The 16,584-nt window shown below is 62.4% G+C and carries 15 protein-coding genes and 1 tRNA gene; 10 read left to right on the top strand and 6 right to left on the bottom strand.

All coding sequences use genetic code 11. The features are described 5' to 3' along the window. The first annotated feature begins 339 nt into the window (after positions 1–339). Together LOK46_RS02400 and LOK46_RS02405 are read left to right on the top strand one after the other, a co-directional pair. The gene (locus LOK46_RS02400; protein ID WP_273562319.1) at positions 340–1,485 is read left to right on the top strand and encodes a hypothetical protein; all 1,146 of its coding nucleotides are present in this window, start codon (positions 340–342) and stop codon (positions 1,483–1,485) included. 262 nt (positions 1,486–1,747) lie between these two features. After that, positions 1,748–3,880, top strand: coding sequence for a DEAD/DEAH box helicase (locus tag LOK46_RS02405; protein ID WP_273562320.1), 2,133 nt, complete (start codon positions 1,748–1,750; stop codon positions 3,878–3,880). Here LOK46_RS02405 and LOK46_RS02410 read toward each other — a convergent pair. Continuing rightward, a protein-coding gene (locus LOK46_RS02410) for an IS3 family transposase (RefSeq protein WP_443192917.1) occupies positions 3,843–5,101 on the bottom strand; the annotation gives its coding sequence in 2 pieces (ribosomal slippage) (positions 3,843–4,751 and positions 4,754–5,101; 1,257 coding nt in all). The two genes, LOK46_RS02405 and LOK46_RS02410, sit on opposite strands and share 38 nt — an antisense overlap. Before the next feature lie 174 nt (positions 5,102–5,275). Between LOK46_RS02410 and LOK46_RS02415 the strand changes: the two genes are divergently transcribed. Continuing rightward, a complete protein-coding gene (locus tag LOK46_RS02415) occupies positions 5,276–6,388 on the top strand; it encodes a hypothetical protein (RefSeq protein ID WP_273562321.1) in 1,113 nt (370 codons plus the stop codon). Positions 6,389–6,718: 330 nt separating this feature from the next. Here the strand turns inward: LOK46_RS02415 and LOK46_RS32895 are convergent, their stop codons facing one another. The 5 genes from LOK46_RS32895 to LOK46_RS02435 form a co-directional block, all read right to left on the bottom strand. Further along, the gene (locus LOK46_RS32895) at positions 6,719–7,714 is read right to left on the bottom strand and encodes a reverse transcriptase domain-containing protein (RefSeq protein WP_443192855.1); all 996 of its coding nucleotides are present in this window, start codon (positions 7,712–7,714) and stop codon (positions 6,719–6,721) included. A 201-nt stretch (positions 7,715–7,915) separates the two neighbouring features. After that, positions 7,916–8,266: a hypothetical protein gene (locus LOK46_RS02420; protein ID WP_273562322.1), complete on the bottom strand. Its 351-nt coding sequence runs from the start codon at positions 8,264–8,266 to the stop codon at positions 7,916–7,918. Next, positions 8,233–9,063 carry a phosphoribosyltransferase-like protein gene (locus LOK46_RS02425; RefSeq protein WP_273562323.1) on the bottom strand — a complete coding sequence of 277 codons (831 nt, stop codon included), beginning with the start codon at positions 9,061–9,063 and terminating at the stop codon, positions 8,233–8,235. The genes LOK46_RS02420 and LOK46_RS02425 overlap by 34 nt, the downstream gene beginning before the upstream one ends. Positions 9,064–9,483: 420 nt before the next feature. Then, positions 9,484–10,806, bottom strand: coding sequence for a tyrosine-type recombinase/integrase (locus tag LOK46_RS02430; RefSeq protein ID WP_273562324.1), 1,323 nt, complete (start codon positions 10,804–10,806; stop codon positions 9,484–9,486). Between the two features lie 202 nt (positions 10,807–11,008). After that, positions 11,009–11,085 (bottom strand) — tRNA-Met (locus LOK46_RS02435). A 260-nt stretch (positions 11,086–11,345) separates the two neighbouring features. Here LOK46_RS02435 and LOK46_RS02440 point away from each other — a divergent pair. The 7 genes from LOK46_RS02440 (at position 11,346) to LOK46_RS02470 (ending at position 16,513) form a co-directional block, all read left to right on the top strand. Beyond that, positions 11,346–11,801: a CHRD domain-containing protein gene (locus LOK46_RS02440; protein ID WP_273562325.1), complete on the top strand. Its 456-nt coding sequence runs from the start codon at positions 11,346–11,348 to the stop codon at positions 11,799–11,801. A 74-nt stretch (positions 11,802–11,875) separates the two neighbouring features. Next, positions 11,876–12,214 (top strand): hypothetical protein, encoded by a 339-nt coding sequence (locus LOK46_RS02445; RefSeq protein WP_273562326.1) that lies wholly within the window; start codon positions 11,876–11,878, stop codon positions 12,212–12,214. Between the two features lie 115 nt (positions 12,215–12,329). Continuing rightward, positions 12,330–13,235 carry an aldo/keto reductase gene (locus tag LOK46_RS02450; protein WP_273562327.1) on the top strand — a complete coding sequence of 302 codons (906 nt, stop codon included), beginning with the start codon at positions 12,330–12,332 and terminating at the stop codon, positions 13,233–13,235. Then, positions 13,225–13,980, top strand: coding sequence for an NADPH-dependent F420 reductase (locus LOK46_RS02455; RefSeq protein WP_273562328.1), 756 nt, complete (start codon positions 13,225–13,227; stop codon positions 13,978–13,980). The genes LOK46_RS02450 and LOK46_RS02455 overlap by 11 nt, the downstream gene beginning before the upstream one ends. Before the next feature lie 104 nt (positions 13,981–14,084). Beyond that, on the top strand, positions 14,085–15,458 hold the full coding sequence (locus tag LOK46_RS02460) for an NTP/NDP exchange transporter (protein ID WP_273562329.1): 1,374 nt from the start codon (positions 14,085–14,087) through the stop codon (positions 15,456–15,458). 240 nt (positions 15,459–15,698) lie between these two features. Beyond that, on the top strand, positions 15,699–16,097 hold the full coding sequence (locus tag LOK46_RS02465; protein WP_273562330.1) for a hypothetical protein: 399 nt from the start codon (positions 15,699–15,701) through the stop codon (positions 16,095–16,097). Further along, positions 16,094–16,513, top strand: coding sequence for a hypothetical protein (locus LOK46_RS02470; protein WP_273562331.1), 420 nt, complete (start codon positions 16,094–16,096; stop codon positions 16,511–16,513). The genes LOK46_RS02465 and LOK46_RS02470 overlap by 4 nt, the downstream gene beginning before the upstream one ends. Positions 16,514–16,584: the final 71 nt, after the last annotated feature.

The raw sequence follows: 16,584 nt of genomic DNA on the forward strand, positions 1-16,584 counted from the left end.
GCAGGTCGACGTAGCAAGCGTGCTTACAAAATATACGGGACGCAAGCTGCGCTGTCGGGAATGTCACGGGGCGGTGCGCGCCCATAGCGCTGGCAAAGATGGTATGCGTCCGCATTTCGAGCACCTCATCGGCCATTCTGGATGCTCTCTCGGCCACTACTTCAACGGAACGCAGACGCGCCACCACAAAGCTTTGTCGTGATTGCTTCGCGTACCTCCAGTTAAAGGGTCGAAACGATAACTATGAGCCGGCAGCATAGCGCACCAATTCTAATTTCGCCCGATAATAAGACCGGCGTTCCGCTCACGGCCTTAGGCCAGCAAGCGGGCGCCGAGGCTGTGAGCGAAGCGGACATCCAGGCACTGGTCCACGCGCATCCATCCTGCCTGCCTATCAGCGAAATCGATTCAATCTTTGCCAAGCCGGTGGCTATCTGCAGAGAGCTGCAAACGCCTGCAGGTCCAATCGACAACCTGCTGATCACTCCCACTGGTCTTCCGATTCTCGTAGAGTGCAAACTCTGGCGAAACCCTCAGGGCCGTCGTGAAGTAGTCGGCCAAATCCTCGATTACGCCAAAGAGCTTAGCCGTTGGTCGTCGTCGGATCTACAGCGTGAAGTATCTCGTTGTTTAAAGTGGAAATTACAGGATGACCCGGTCCTGAGTTTGGTGCGAGATGCCGGGCATGAGGTAAATGAGATTGAGTTCAACGACAATCTCACGATCAATCTTCGCCGTGGCCGCTTCCTACTGCTAATCGTTGGCGATGGAATCCGAGAAGGTGTTGAAGCAATCGCTGAGTACCTGCAGGCTCATGCCGGCCTGCATTTTTCGTTGGGCCTTGTTGAACTGCCGATTTTCGTGTTGCCTGATAGGGGGCGGCTCGTCACACCCAGGGTGCTGGTACGGACGACTAATATCATCCGCAGCATCGTCGCTGTACCCGAAGGCTTCGCTATAGAGGAGCAGGGCGATGTAGATGCCACTGCTGGCAAGGCTGAGCTTGATGCCGAACGTGCAGCTTTGGGCGATGCTCGTCTTGAGTTCTGGGGTGCGTTTCTAAATCAGCTCAAGTTGGATGACCCGGAGCAGTCCAGGCCGAACCCCGCCCGGCAAGGCTACATCTCGATTTCAATGCCTGCTCCCAATGGCAGCTCGTGGCTTACCGTCTATCGCGATATGCTAAAGAATGAAGTTGGTATCTTTTTATCGTCGACGCGCGGCACAGTGGGTGAACGCGCGAGCCAATCTATTGTTGAAGAATGGGATGTTGTCCGCGAAGAGCTCGGCGGCTCTGCTCGCCTTTCCACAGACCCCTACGGCCGGCCGCGTATTGGTGATAGCGCCTCGTTTGGCGCTTTGGACAATCCCGCCGTCAGGCAGCAGGCATTCGTCTGGCTCGGAGAACGTTTGAACCGCTTCATCAACATTCTGCGGCCACGAGTGCGCTCTTTCGTAGCCGATGAAATGGCTTCGCAAGCGTAGCACGCAAACGTGCTTCCTACTGGGATGATGACGAGGAGAGGAGCTCTTAGGCTGCCAAGTAGCCGGCTCGCACCCACACCGATGCGTCGGTACCCCCGGCGCACCGTCTGCCGAGGAAAGGACATACAGCACGCAACGAAGCTAATCCCTATCCAGAGACAACTTTACCTGTGCACCACTCGCCCTGAGGTTATCAAGCGCTGGGAAACAGGGGTAATCCTGTCGCTCACTGGATACCTCGGCGAGCTCATCTCCTATCGCGATGCCCACACCGCTCGAACTCGAACTGCCCACGCAGCTGGCATTGGACGGAAGGATACTCAACAATCCGATCCGACAAGCCTCTCGTACCTTCGTCCGCGAGTCCTACGAGGTGTCCGAGGATCGAATCGGATCTGTATCGACGCGCAGCCTGACCCGTTCGGACGGATCAGTCTGCACGGTAGTGGCGAAGCGAGTAGTAGCCGAAGGCGGCAGGGCCGTTCTCCGGATCGCGAACCTAGCACACTTCTCTGCCGGCAAGCTGGAGGGCGTCTGGCTCAGCCCGTCTGCTGGCGATCCAAGTATCCTCAACGTCGAAGCAGCTGAGGTGCGATGCCTACAGGTCGTCGACAGTTTCCGCGGCGCCTTTACCTTTCGCGAGGAGCGTCGCGAGGGGGAACGAGTCGTCGAGGTCGGACTGCGCCCGCCACAGACGGGTGCGCTTTACGCCATCTTGGCGCACTGGAAGGTCTCGAACGCACCCGCCACAGTCGTCATGCCGACCGGAACCGGCAAAACCGAGACGATGCTGGCGGTTTTCGCCTGGGAGCGCCTCGCGCGTCTGCTCGTTGTCGTGCCCGGAGACGCCCTGCGTAAGCAGGTCGGTGAGAAGTTCCTGACGATGGGCCTGCTGCGCCAGCTCGGCGTCCTCAACGAGCAGGCGGGGCACCCAGTCGTCGGCATGCTCGAACACATGCCGCGCACGCCTGCCGAGGTGGACGAGGTCTTCCTCCGCTGCAACGTGGTCGTCACGACGATGAGCATCGCCGGTCGATGTAGCGAAGCCGTCAAGGGCCGCATGTCGGAGGTTTGCAGCCACCTCTTCATCGACGAAGCCCACCATGTACCGGCCCGCTCCTGGGACAGCTTTCGATCGCATTTCGCGGGCAAGCCGGTCGTGCAGTTCACCGCGACTCCGTTCCGCCGGGACGGTAAGCACGTCGACGGGCGTGTTCTGTTCAACTACCCGCTCCGGAAGGCGCAGGCGGAGGGTTACTTCAAGCCCATTGGGTTCCTCGCGATCGACGAGTTCGACCGGGACGAGGGGGATCTCACAATCGCCTGTGCCGCCATCGACCGGCTCGATGCCGACATCGGACGAGGCTTTGGGCATCTCGTCATGGCCCGCACCGACGACAAGGCGCGGGCCGAGTCGGTCCTGCGCATCTACGCCGAGCTTGCCCCGGGTCACCGCCCCGTGCTGCTTCACAGCGGTCTAAAGCGGGGCGAGCAGCGAGAATCTCTGAGGCGGCTGAGGGCGGGGGAGAGCCGCATCGTCGTATGCGTGGACATGCTGGGGGAAGGATTCGACCTGCCCGAGCTGAAGATCGCGGCCATCCATGATCCGCACAAGAGCCTCGCCATCACTCTTCAATTCACTGGGCGCTTCACGCGCTTCCGAGCCAATCTCGGAGACGCGACGATGGTCGCTAACGTTGCCGACACCCGTGTGGAGGATGCCCTCCGGGAGCTCTACGCGGAGGACGCCGACTGGAACGTCATCCTGCGGGATCTCAGCGAGGGGGCCACGGGTCGGCAAGCCCGGCGCTCCGAGTTGCTCGAAGGCTTCGGGGAGGTGCCCGAGGTGGTCTCCCTGCGCAATATCTTCCCGAAGATGAGCGCTGTGGTCTACCGCACGGATTGCGCGACGTGGCGCCCGGGACGCTTCGAGGAAGGCGTCGGCGGCGGGGCGACGATCCACTGGGGACCCGCGGTCAACGAGGGCGCGAAACTCCTTCTCTTCATCACCGAGGAACACGAAGAAGTGCCTTGGGGTGACGTCCGGCACCTGCGCAATCGGGAATGGCACCTCTACGCCGTTCACTGGGACCAGGAGCGCAACCTCCTCTACATCAACAGCTCGAACAACGGTTCTGATCATGAGGCGCTGGCTAAGGCGATTGCGGGCCAGAGCGCTAGCTTGATCAAGGGCGAACGAATTTTCCGCTCCCTCCACGGGGTCACCCGGTTAATCCTGACGAACCTCGGCCTGAGCCACGTCATCAATCAGAACACGCGCTTCAGTATGCACGTCGGGACCGACATCTCAGACGCCCTGCCAGACGCGATCCGACAGAACAAGATGTTGTTGCCCCCTAAAGACCGGACAGGGTCTCCTGGGTTGATCGGGTGATGAACTCGCGCGGCGAGCGGTAGCCGAGCGCGCGATGAGGATGAAGGTCGTTGTAGTGCGCCAGCCAAACGGGGAGCTGGCGCAGCACGCTCTCGGCATCCGGTAGCACCGAGACACGCACGTAGTCGCGTTTCAAGGTTCGCACGAACGCTTCGGCCATGCCGTTGCTCTGCGGGCTCTCCAGCGGCGTCGTCTTCGGTATCAAGCCGAGTTCGCGGGCGAAGCGGCGCGTGTCGCGGGCTACATAGCAACTGCCGTTGTCAGTCAGCCACTCGATCAGGCTCGGTAGCTGGTTGACCGCCCCGAAGCGATGCTCGACGGCCGCCACCATCAGGTCGCGGACGTCCTCGCCCGTGATGCCCGCCGTGGTCGCCACGTAGCTCATCGCTTCCCGATCGCAGCAATCGAGCGCGAAGGCGACCCGCACACGCTCACCGTTCTCTGCCGCGATCTCCAGCCCGTCCGAGCACCAACGCGTGTTGCGCACGGCCACCGCCACCTTGCCCTCGTGGCGGCGCGTCTCGGCTCCGCCCGCATGTCGCTGCAGCAGGAGGCCGTGCACCTTCATGACCCGGTAGACCCGCTTGGCGTTCGGTGCAGGCCGACCGTCCCGCTCGGCCTGCCGGCGCAGAAGGGCATGGACGCGCCGATAGCCGTAGGTCGGCAGATCGGCGATGAGCGCCTGGATCGCGCCGAGCAACGCGGCGTCGGGTGCAGGCGGACGGCCCCGTCGGCCGCTGGGCTTCCAGGCGGGGGAGGCCTGCCTGGACGAGGCGAGGTGCGGGCGCGACACGCTCAAAGCTGCGGCCACAGCGCTCACCGGCCGTCCCCCGGCCACGAGGTCACGCGCGAGGGCAACTTTTTGGGGGCGGCGACCCGCTCCATCGCCTCGCGCAGGATCTCGGTCTCGAGCGTCTTCTTGCCGAGGAGCCGCTGCAGTTCGCGGATCTGCTGCTGGGCAGCCCGCAGCTCGGAGGCTGGCACCACCTCTTCACCGGCACCGGCGGCCGTGAACGCGCCGCGCTCCATCAGCCGACGCCACGTGAACAGCTGGTTGGCGTTCAGCCCGTGGCGGCGGGCGACGAGCGAGACGGACTGACCGGGCAGATAGGTCTCCTCGACGAGGCGCACCTTCTCCTGCGTGGTCCAATGCCGACGCCGCTGGACGGAGGTGATCACCTCGATGCGTTCGGCGCGGGGCGGGTCGTTAGAACTCACCATACGGTCGGTCATAGGCACACACTTCCATAAGCGTGAGCCCCTGTCCGGTCATTTTGGGGGCTACTTCACAAGAAGAAATCAAATCTCTTCGGCAATGGGTTCGAGAACGGCGGCCGCGTGACTACAGGCTGCTCCCAAAAGGGGCGGGTCTGGTCCTACCGTATCGCATACGATTTGGCGGAGTGGGTTGAGTGGTGCCATCAGATTGGGGCCAAGCTCATCAACGACGCGATCTCGACGGAACTGGTCTTCCGCGGGGTCATCCTGCCGCGCCCGTTAACCGAGCGGCCGGACCTTGTCCCACTGGTAATCGAGTGGCCGGAAGAGTTCCTCTCGCGCAGCGAAGACGTGATTCAAATCGAGATCGACGGGGAGGCGGTGCCACTCTATGAGGCCAGCCTCGACATCCTAGACTTCACCGAGACCGGCCCGATCCGGTTCCGAGTTACTGCCGGAGCTAAGCTCGCCGACTACCGCGTCCGGTTCCGCGGCGAAAGCGTCGAATTCGAGCCCGAGGGCGGTTTCGAGGCATTTGTGCTGACTAATCGGCGGCGTCGCACCCTAACCGAATGGTTCCGGCGCGAGACCCCGGTGATCCGCTTTGCCAACGGCGCGTCCCTGGAACACAACGAGCTCTACGAACTGCCACGAACCTTGGATCGCCGGCCGTTCGACAGCGACAAGATCGAGCTGATCGACTGGTCGGGGGTGAACATCCGCAAGGAGTCACAGACGGAAGCAAAACAGGCCAATTCGATACAGAGGCGCGTCATCGACACGGTTCTGGATCCGACACATGATCCTTATTTCGAAATCGTGTTCGATGATGATGGGGCTGGCGAGGCCGCGGACATTGTCTGCGTGCGGGTCATCGGCAACCGCGTTCTTGTGCACCTCTACCATTGCAAGTTCTCGAAGGAAGCTATGCCAGGCGCCCGAGTCGACGACCTCTATGCGGTTTGTGGGCAAGCCCAGCGCAGCATTCATTGGCGGGGAGATGTCGAGGCGCTGCTCCGGCATCTGCGTCATCGGGACGAGCTGCGCCGCAAGGCCGCTACCAGGGGCGGAACACCATTCGTCACCCGGTTCGAGCGTGGAGACGCTAATGCGGTACAGGCGATCCTCCGCAGGCTGTCTCACCTTGTACCCGAGTTCCGCATCTTCGTCGTGCAGCCCGGCCTCTCGCGCGCCCGAGCGATCACGTCGCAGCTGGAGCTGCTCGCGGTCACCGAGGCGTACCTTCAGGAAACCTTCGGCATACCCATGACGGTGTACGCGAGCCCATAGGGGCCGACGTGGAATGTGGTCGAGCGATGCAGTGTGGTGAGAATCCGAAAAAGATAGAAACGGAGAGTGTCGCCGTCGTTGACTTCCGAGACGTCTTTGCCCGAACTTGACAGCCATCGGCGCATCACACACCTGGCTTATGACTGTATCACGCCGTAGGCGATCATGATGCTTGTCGGTTTTAGGCATCTTTCGATCACACAGCGCTACATCGACGTCAATAATGAGATCATTCGTGTCGCGGTGGAGATGCTCTGACCGTCAAGTGGCAATAGCATGGCGTATGGTATGTCGACTGTCAGGCGACCTTAGCAACTGGTCTAGCCTAGATTACACGTATTGTTTCGATAGCTGCATGAGATAGTGCAAATCAGATCGTGCGCGATCATCGCCAGGGTGTATGCTAACGATGTGATTTCCAACTCCGATAAGATGGAGTAAGTAGTTACGCTTTTGTATGTGCCTGAATTTCATATGGCCGTCTAGGCCCCAGCGCCTAATGTAATATGAGGCTTGCCGGAATTCTCGTCTGTATGATCTCTCAACCGAGACCTGATCGTTAACAACTAGTCCCGTGACCATCTTTCGCGACCCGTTGCGATTCAACACTGTCTTATCAGGATTTACGCGAAGAGTTTTCTTCGTCAGCTCTTTCTTTATGAATCGAAGGTTTTCCTCGAATCTGACTTTGCCTGATATTACGATGTCATCAGCGTACCGCGTGTAGCGTAGTCCGTTTGCCTTGGCATATGACAGCATAGTTGCGTCAAAATCGACCATGAAAATGTTGGATAATGCGGGACTAGTCGGGGCTCCTTGTGGTAGACGACCGTTCAAGCAGCAAAGATTTGCAATGACGACAGAAAGCTCTTGAGTATACCCGATACTGTATAGAATATCTCGCACCTGGGTGAATAATATCGATCCGAAAAAGTTCCTAACATCGACACGTAGCACTTGTGGCTGGCGAGTATGAACTGAGGCATTCCCGCGCACTGAATTTCCCTTTTTGTAGGCGCGTGCCGCACGACTTACAGGGTATGCCGAAAATATATTATCAAGCAGCCACCTTTGAATTTCCTTCAACGTAGGCAGAGGCTCATCTATTTCCCGAACTCCGCCCAATTTTTTCTTTATAGTATAGGACCTGTAAAATTTATACTGCGCATTGCAAATATCATAAATAAGCTGCTGATCGTACCCGACAAGATACGATAAGTGCTCAATATCGAATACCGGAAGAGCTTTTTTACTAGCGATCCGTGTTTTATAGGCTATAATAGTCTTTTCTAAGTCACCGTCCAAATCTAGTAAAAGCTGATTCATATGGGTGGACGCCGAACCAAACCGAATTACTAAAGTTATCCCACAACCGACCCGAAAGGCACTTTCGGGTCGGTTGTGCGACCGTAGGGAGCGTGGATGGTGGGGCTCTTTTTCGCTGCTGCGAAAAAGTGACCCACCGTCCAGGGGCCTTAAGGTCGGTTCACTCCAGAGTGGCGACTCGCCACTCCTGCGGTCATGCCGCTAGGCTCTAACTCGGTTGCGCAGCTGGTCAAAGGCCCGGCGTCCGATCGCATAGGAGCGCAACTTTTCCTTGGAATCAATGCGCCGATGCAGCAAAGGTTCGAGCTTTGGCCTTTTTGACACAGCTTCAGCAGCTTGCAACAAGCGAAGTCCCCAAAAAGTTACCTCGATCCTTTCACCATTATGCGAAATGATTCCCTTGGCAGATGCTTCTTTCAGACCGTTCATTACCTGCCAACTAGAGTAACCTTTCCGTACAACATCTTGCGGGTTTCCACCGCGAACAATCTGCGCGACAATAGTACTCAGTAAAGGGCTTAGCTTTGTATCCTCAGAAAGGGTGCTGGCCATTTTGTTCCGCCTTTCTGTCTATCATTCCAAAAAATTGGCAGCGTGTTATTCGGTGTGCGCTTCATACTTACTAAGGCCTCTGCGCGTCCGTATCCTAATTTGTACCAAACGCGCATCGACAAGCGGGACTCAATAGTCTGGTATACTTCCAATGCCTCTTGAGCCGTCATGGAACCGATTGCAAAAGCATCCGTTATAGCGCGATCGCGGATTTCACAAGCGTAGACGTTTGGACACAGCTTTCGCACCCTATTATAAGCTATTCTCTGCATACAGATGACATATATACTTATATTTTGCACCATTTCTGGAAATGAGTTTATTATTGTTCGGAGCATTTTCCTCATCTGGCTTCCGGACCCCACAAAATCATCAACAATTACCAACTTCGACCCGACCTTTTGATGATTTAGCCTATCGTAGTGGTCGAGGGTATCAACCTCTAAAAATAAACGATCATCGAGGAATCTCTGGATCTCATAGCAAACTGAATGGCCGCTTTTAACTTTCGGCTCAGCGTCCGAAACTGGAAGGAATAGGATCTTGTCGCGACGACCAAATTTAGACGTGATTTGACGCGCAATGGCTCTACAATGATCCGCATAGTCAGTTAGACGATAATAGTTTTCTATAAATGATAGAACAAGTTTTCGCTGCCTCTGATCTAGCTCGCTTAGCAAATCGACTGTTTTATTAAATACGTCTCCATCAAACTCATTAATGTCACCAGACCATTTCTTTCTCTCAAAAACTTCTCCAAGTTGGGCAAGTTCTTCGAATGTGAATATTTCTATCACGATCTCACAAGTTTCCTCTAGGCTTCCAGGCCAAGTCAATTTATGCAGCAATAGAAGCCTTCACCATCTGAATCAGGAACCAAACTTCACGCAATAAAATGAAGTCCATACACGCGATCAAGGACCCAAGCGTAGCTGTGGCGTAAACTCGTGTCCACCGCTTTTGTTCGCTTCGGAACGTTTTCAAAGTGCATAGGATTGGCGTCGATCATGAACCAAGGGTTTGCGTTGCCTAACTTGAGCGGGAAGCTTGGTTCGGTATCATCCACAACATATGCGCTCGCAGTACGAGAGAGCTTCCGACACGGAGCGGTCGCAGTGCGTTCCTGTGCGCACCACGCTATTCTGTGCCAACCCACAGCTGAACCGGCGTACTCGATAGCTTGACGTATAGCTTCAGAGAAACCGCTCCGTTTTCGGTCAGGCTCGCGTCCACTCCGGCCGGAGCCGGTCCACCACACGTTCGAGGCGCACCTGGCCGTAGTGCTTGTCGATCATGGCGAGCGAGGTCCGGCAGTTCCGCGCCACATCGAGCACCTCAGCTCCGTTCGCCAGCTGCTCGCTGATATAGAAGTGGCGCAGCGAGTACGGCGTGCGCTTGATGCCGCGATGATCCCGCTCAAGCCCAGCCGCCTTCACCAGTTCGGTGAAGCCGTTGGCGACCGAGGCGATGCGCTTGCCCGTCTCACTCGCAAACACCGGGTCCGAATCAGCTGGCTCTCGGCCCATGCTCCGCTCAAATAGCATCCACAGGGTGTCGAACCACGGGATCGCCGCCTTCTGCGGGATGGCCTTGCCGCTCTTGCCCTTGCCCCGCACCTGCAGCCGGATGTCGCGATCATCCACGCTCTTGCCTCGACCGGCGCGGTAGCCCAGCACGTCCCCCCAGGTGAGGTTGTACATCTCAGTTGGGCGCAAGCCTGAGAACGCGCCGATCATCACGTAAGCGTGCAGCACGGTGCGATCGCGCCGGGTGTGGTCATCCAACCGCTTGATGCGCCAGTTGCGTCGGTCGCTGGCCCGCACCTCAGCGCCAGTGCCGTCCATAATCGGATCCACAAGCCGGCTGAGACTCACAGCCTCCAGCCGGGCGAACTCGTGCGGCTCGAAGCTCGGTCGCCGATTGTCGGGCGAACGCCGGGCCTTGATGCTGATCTCTGGCGGTGTCTTTAGGTAGCCCTGCCGTGAGGCCCAGCGCAGAAGCGCTCGCAGCACCACGGTCTCGCCGCGCTGGCGGCTCAGAGACGGGGCTGCGCGTCGAACAGGCCGGCGTAGGCGATGTCCGTCACGCTCATATTCGATGTGCGTGACGAGCTTGCCCGGGCCGTCGGTCCAATAAGTGCGACGCCACTCCGCGTAGCGCTCCAGATCCGTCTCGGTGACTGCGTCGATGGGCTTCTGTCCGAAATAGCCGATGAAGTAGCGGCGAATCACGGCGGGCTCGCTCTTGCCCTGGTCGGCGCGCCGTTCACCGCGCTCCACCTCGCGCAGGATCTGCGCGATGTAGGCCTCAGCCACGCTCTCGAAGGTGTGCGCCTTTGCCGTGAGCCCCTGCTTGGCTCTATAGGTGGCCTCGTACCAGATGGCGTCGGCGCGGCGCTCAGCCTCTCGCTGATCGTCGGTGTCGAGCGAGCGCTTGAACTGCCCCTGGCCCTTGATGCTGAAGCGTACCTGCCACTTGGTGCTGCCGGCACGCCGGAACAGCTGATAGCGCTCGGCTTGGACGTTGCCAGGGGTGCTCACGATGCGGCCCTGTCTGGTTACTGCGGTGCGGCGGACTGCGCTAGAAGTGCGCTAGGGTGCTCCGTGAGCCCCCAGCAAACCGTTACGCCCGCACGACAATTTTTTCGGCTGCGCTAGCGCTGTTCTAGGATTTAAAGCCGAAACCTGCAGAGAGCAAGGCAATAGAAAACCCCGCTAAGTGCTTAGCGGGGTTGCATAAATTTGGTAGCGAGGGAGGGATTTGAACCCCCGACACAAGGATTATGATTCCTCTGCTCTAACCAGCTGAGCTACCCCGCCACGAGCCGCGACCGTCCGCGAGGACGATGCGTGCAGTGGCGGCGGTATAGGGATAGCGGGCGCTCGGTGTCAACGGTTCCCGGTGCGCAAATCGCCCACCCGGAGCCGGCACGATCCGCGTCCCGCCGATCTCGGAAGGGAAAGCCCTGGCTGTCACGGGGAATCGCCTGTCGCCGACGCGGCGGCCATGTCCGACTCGTCCGCGCCCGCTAGCTTGCCGCACGGGCCGCACGACGGCCCGTCAGATCGCGGAGCGTTCGATGACAGCGCGCATGAGCCATCGCTGGACCACCAGCCTCGCCGCCCTTCTCATTGTCGGGGTGCCGCTCGCAGCGAGCCCGGCTGTCGCGGCGGGCAAGGACGTCACCTATCGCGCGGCGCTCAACGGCAGCAGCGAGGTCCCGGCGACCGCATCCACCGGGAAAGGCGAGATCACAGCGACCTTCGATCCCGCCACCAAGCACCTGCGCTGGTCGGGCCAGTACAGCGGCCTCACCGGACCGGTCACGGCCGCCCATCTCCACGGGCCGGCCAAGGCGGGCGAGAATGCCGGCGTGCTCGTGCCGGTGACGGCGGCGAGCAGCCCCTTCACCGGCGAGGCGACCCTCGACGACGCCAAGGCCGCCGATCTCGAGGCGGGGAAGGTCTATTTCAACCTCCACACCGCCGCGAACCCGAAGGGCGAGATCCGCGGCCAGCTGGAGCGCGCACCCTGATCCGGGACCGCGGAAGCCTCGACGATCCCGGCCGTGCCCGGTAGGCGGATCCCGTCCACCTGCCGGAGCCTTCGATGAAGCACACCGACGCCATCATCGCCTGGACGCCTGTCCGCTGGGCGGAGCTGAAGCCGGACACCGCCGGTCAGGTCGTCGTCCTGCCCGCGCCCGACACGGCCGGAGAGGCCAAGCGCTACATGATGCGCGCCGGCGCCAGCTCGTCCGCCCTGGCCACGCTGTCGGAGGAGGCGCGCGTCGCGCGCCTCTTCATCGACTTCCAGACCCTGGTCGTCCGCGACGGGATCGACCCCCAGGTCGCCCACCGGGCATTCCTGGCGATCGACGAGTACCGGTTCCGCATCGCCCCCGACACCGAGGGCGCGGAGTTCGAGGACCCGCCCGAGGAAGATTAGCCTGGGCACCCGTCGGTACTTTCCGCCGGGCTCACGGAAGCGTGAGAATTAAGAATACACACCGGCTGGACGCGCCCTATCTCCCGCCGGGTCCTCACTCCGTCCGAGGCTGGCCATGCCCGTAACCCGTCGCGCCGTCATCGCCGCAGCCGCGCTCGCCCCGCTCGCAGGACGCCTCGCCACGGCGGCGGAACCGCTGATCCGCCGTCCGATCCCGTCGACCGGCGAGACGCTCCCGGCCATCGGGATCGGCACGTCCCGGCGCTACGAGGTCGAGCCGACACCTGAGTCGGTGGCGCCCCTGAAGGACGCGGTCAGAACTTTCGTCGATCTGGGCGGCTCGGTGATCGACACGGCCCCGAGCTACGGCAGCGCCGAGGACGTCCTCGGCCTGATCCTGGCGGAGCCCGGCCTGCGCCAGAAGATCTTCCTCGCCAGCAAGGTCGACACGACCGGCCGCGACGCGACGCTCGCGGAATTCGACCGGTCGCTCAAGCGGATGAAGGTCGACAGCCTCGATCTCGTGGCGGTCCACAACCTGATCGACGTGACCGAGAACCTGGCGGTCCTGCGCGATCTGAAGGCGCGCAAGCGCATCCGGTATGTCGGCGTCACGGTCTGGCGCGACAACCAGCTCGACGCCCTCGAAGCCGTCATGAAGCGCGAGAGCCTCGACTTCATCCAGGTGAACTACGCCATCGACAACCGCGCCGCCGCCGAGCGCGTGCTCCCACTGGCCGCGGATCGCGGCGTGGCGGTGATGACCAACGTGCCGTTCGGCCGCGACCGCCTGTTCAAGGCGGTCCAGGGCAAGGAGCTACCGGCGGTCGCCAAGGACCTCGGCTGCGCGAGCTGGCCGCAGTTCTTCCTCAAATACGTTCTCGGCAACCGAGCCGTGACCTGCCCGATCCCCGGCATGGCGAAGGCCGCCTATGTCGAGGACAACCTGGGCGCCGCGCGGGGCAAGCTCCCGGACGCGGCGCAGCGCAAGCAGATGGAGACGTTCATCGATGCGGTCTGATCTCACCTCGCGCCGCGCGGCGCTCGCCCTCGCGGCCGGACTGGCCGTGGCCACGGCTCTCCCCGCGGCCGTGCCCGCCCTGGCCCAGGACGGCCCGAAGAAGATCCGGATCGGCGTCATCGGGTCGGGGAATATCGGCGGCACGATCGGGACGCTCTGGGTCAAGGACGGACACGAGGTGATGTTCGCCTCCCGCCACCCGGAGCAGCTGGCCGCGATGGTCGCGGAGCTCGGGCCGAAGGCGAAGGCCGGCACCCCCGAGGAGGCGGTCAAGTTCGGCGACGCCGTGTTCATCGCCGTCCCCTACAAGGCCTACCCGGACCTCGCGAAGGAGATCGGTCCGTCCCTCAAGGGCAAGGTCGTCCTCGACGCCGGCAACGCCACGCAGAAGCGCGACGGCGCGCTCTACGACGAGGTTCAGGCCAGCGGGATCGGCGCCACCTCGGCCAAGTACTTCCCCGGCGCCAAGCTCGTGCGCGCCTTCAACGCGGCGAACTACAAGGTCTTCGCCAAGGAGGGCGCGGAGGGCGGCAAGGGTCGCGCCGGCGGGCGGATGGCGATCCCGATTGCCGGGGACGATCCGGAGGCGCTGAAGGTGGCCGAGGGCCTCGTCCGCGACGCCGGGTTCGATCCGGTGGTGGTCGGCCCGCTCAAGGACGCCGACAAGTTCGCCATGGGAAGCCCGGGCTTCGGCCACGACGTCACCGCGCCGGAGATGCGCGAGAAACTCGGACTGGCGAGATAGGCGCGTCGCCCGACACCTCGCCGCGCGCTGCGGCGAGGTGTGCGACCGAGTCTCCCCGAGGGAGGCCTGCCCAGGGAAGAAGCCCATTCCGGTGAGATCGGCCCATGCCTGAACCCGCCCCCGCCCGCGGCACGCTCGCGCGCCTGATCGACGTTCAGCCCGGCGAGGGCCGGGCGCTGGCATGGTCCTGGGCCTACATCTTCTCGATTCTGGCCGCCTACTACGTCCTGCGCCCGATCCGTGACCAGATGGGCGTCGCCGGCGGCATCGAGAACCTGCCCTGGCTGTTCACCGCCACCCTGGTCGGGATGCTCGCCCTCAACCTGCCCTTCGCCTACCTGGTGAAGCGGATGCCGCGGGCGCGGTTCGTCCCGATCACCTACCGGTTCTTCGCGGCCAACATCCTGGCCTTCGCGCTGACGCTCTATCTCGCGCCCGCCGAGTGGGGCGTGTGGATCGGCCGGGTGTTCTTCGTCTGGCTGTCGATCTTCAACCTCTTCGTGGTCTCGATCTTCTGGGCGACGATCGTCGACGTGTTCTCGAACGCCCAGGGCAAGCGGCTGTTCGGCTTCATCGCGGCCGGCGCGACGCTCGGCGCCATCGCGGGCTCGGCGACCACCGCGATCCTTGCCAGGAACGTCCCGACCTGGGGCCTGATGCTCTGCGCGGTGGTGCTCCTCGAGGTCGCGGTGTTCTGCATGCGCGGGCTCGCCGCGCTGTCCACGCAGCTGCACGAGATGCCCGGCCGCGACGGGGGCGCCGAGGACGGACAGGACCGGACGATCGGCGGCAGCGTGCTTGCCGGCGTCACCCGGACCCTCGCGTCGCCCTACCTGCTCAACATCTCGCTTTTCCTGCTGCTGTTCTCGGTGACCTCGACCTTCCTGTACTTCGAGCAGGCCGGCATCGCGAAGCGGAGCTTCCCGGATCGCGGCGCGCAGACGGCGTTCTTCGCCAGCGTCGATCTCGCGGTGAATGTCCTCACGCTGGGGATCCAGCTGTTCCTCACCGGCCGGATCGTCAACCGCATCGGCGTTGCCCTGACGCTCGCGATCATCCCGGCCTTCAGCATCCTCGGCTTCGCGGCGCTCGCCCTCTGGCCGACGATCGGCGTGATCGTCGCGTTCCAGGTGCTGCGCCGGGCCGGCAACTTCGCCATCGCCCGGCCGGTGCGGGAGGTGCTGTTCACCGTCGTCCCGCGGGAGGACCGCTACAAAGCGAAAAGCTTCATCGACACGGTGGTCTACCGGCTGGGCGATCAGGTCGGCGCGTGGTCGTTCACCGGCATCCAGGGGATGGGGCTCGGCAGCGCCAGCGTGGCCGGCGCCGCGATCCCGCTGTCGATGGCATGGCTCGTGAACAGCGTCTGGCTCGGGCGCGCGCAGGAGCGGCGCCGGGCCGAGCAGGTGGCGGAGCCGGGCGGCGAGCCCGAACGGACCGCGCCGGTCGGCCGCGCGGCGGCCTCGCCCGGCGGTTGAGCGCCGCCGGCCTCAGCCTATCGGTGCCGCATGAAGTCCCAGACCAAGTAGGCCGGAAACGGCAGCATGATCGCGAAGAAGATCCAGTCGAACATCTGAGGCATCAAGCCGTCTCCCGCTCGGTCCCCCCTGGTTCTACCGGCGTCCCCGGTTGAAGTTCCACGCGGCCGAGGAACCCCGTTAAGACGCGGTTTACCCTGTCGAGAGAGGTATCGCGCTCGTTCCGGGCGGGAGAGAGACATGGCGGGACCCGCATTGTCTGCGCCGCGGCGCTGGTGGCGCGCCGCCGTTCCCGCGATGGCCGTGCTGGGGCTCCTCGCCCTGGTTCCGGCGCCGGCCGCCGCGCAGGAGCCGCTCTACATCCGCATCCGCCCGCTGTCTGACGCCGAGGCGGCGCGCGTCGCCCGGGAGATGCTCTGGGCCCGCCGGCAGGCCCACGCCCGCGCGGTGATCGAATCGGTCTGCACCGGCTGCCTCGGCGCCTGGAAGCCGGAGCCTGTCCCGGCGCCGGCCCAGATCCCCGCGCCGGCGGAGGACAGAATTGCGAACCTCGCCGTTCCGATAGGGGTTGAACTCGACCCCGGCTCCGGGGCATCCGGGCCCCATCCCGATTCGTCGACCTCCGAGAGGCATCCATGACGCAAGCGCATCCGACCAGCGGCGCCGAGCCCGAAGTCGATTGCCCGGTGACCCTCGAGGTTCTGGGCTCCGTGTACCGGGCCGACGATTTCGACCTGCCGCTGATCCTGGAGCAGATCCCGCCGGTGAAGCGCGCGCAGCTCGCCGCCTACCTCTACGGCAAGAGCCACATGCACAAGCTCGGGCTTAAGGTTGCCCGCTCCTGCGAGCGCGACGACCTGATCCGCGTGGCTGGGGAGATCGGCTCGGTGATCCACGGGCAGGCGCACCTGAAGCCGTCGCGACCGGTGCCCGAGGCGGCCCCGCAGCTGCGCGCCAAGACCCCGCCCGGCCAGAAGAAGGTCAGCCTCGCCGGCGCCGCCGCGAAGCCCGCGATCAGCCTCGGCGGCTCGGCCAAGGTCCGCAACTTCGACTGAGAACCGACGCGTCGGGCCAGCCGAGACCGCCGCGTGCGGCTGGCCGCGTCGTCGGATCCGAGTCACGGGCC

The sequence above is a fragment of the Methylobacterium sp. NMS14P genome, from assembly GCF_028583545.1.
Taxonomy (GTDB): Bacteria; Pseudomonadota; Alphaproteobacteria; order Rhizobiales; family Beijerinckiaceae; genus Methylobacterium.

What these genes read in the sequence shown, in the direction of transcription:
- LOK46_RS02405 (WP_273562320.1), top strand. Translation starts at nt 1,748, where the DNA reads ATGCCCACACCGCTCGAACTCGAACTGCCCACGCAGCTGGCATTGGAC.
- LOK46_RS32895 (WP_443192855.1), bottom strand. Translation starts at nt 7,714, where the DNA reads ATGAATCAGCTTTTACTAGATTTGGACGGTGACTTAGAAAAGACTATT.
- LOK46_RS02420 (WP_273562322.1), bottom strand. Translation starts at nt 8,266, where the DNA reads ATGGCCAGCACCCTTTCTGAGGATACAAAGCTAAGCCCTTTACTGAGT.
- LOK46_RS02440 (WP_273562325.1), top strand. Translation starts at nt 11,346, where the DNA reads ATGACAGCGCGCATGAGCCATCGCTGGACCACCAGCCTCGCCGCCCTT.
- LOK46_RS02445 (WP_273562326.1), top strand. Translation starts at nt 11,876, where the DNA reads ATGAAGCACACCGACGCCATCATCGCCTGGACGCCTGTCCGCTGGGCG.
- LOK46_RS02450 (WP_273562327.1), top strand. Translation starts at nt 12,330, where the DNA reads ATGCCCGTAACCCGTCGCGCCGTCATCGCCGCAGCCGCGCTCGCCCCG.
- LOK46_RS02455 (WP_273562328.1), top strand. Translation starts at nt 13,225, where the DNA reads ATGCGGTCTGATCTCACCTCGCGCCGCGCGGCGCTCGCCCTCGCGGCC.
- LOK46_RS02460 (WP_273562329.1), top strand. Translation starts at nt 14,085, where the DNA reads ATGCCTGAACCCGCCCCCGCCCGCGGCACGCTCGCGCGCCTGATCGAC.
- LOK46_RS02465 (WP_273562330.1), top strand. Translation starts at nt 15,699, where the DNA reads ATGGCGGGACCCGCATTGTCTGCGCCGCGGCGCTGGTGGCGCGCCGCC.
- LOK46_RS02470 (WP_273562331.1), top strand. Translation starts at nt 16,094, where the DNA reads ATGACGCAAGCGCATCCGACCAGCGGCGCCGAGCCCGAAGTCGATTGC.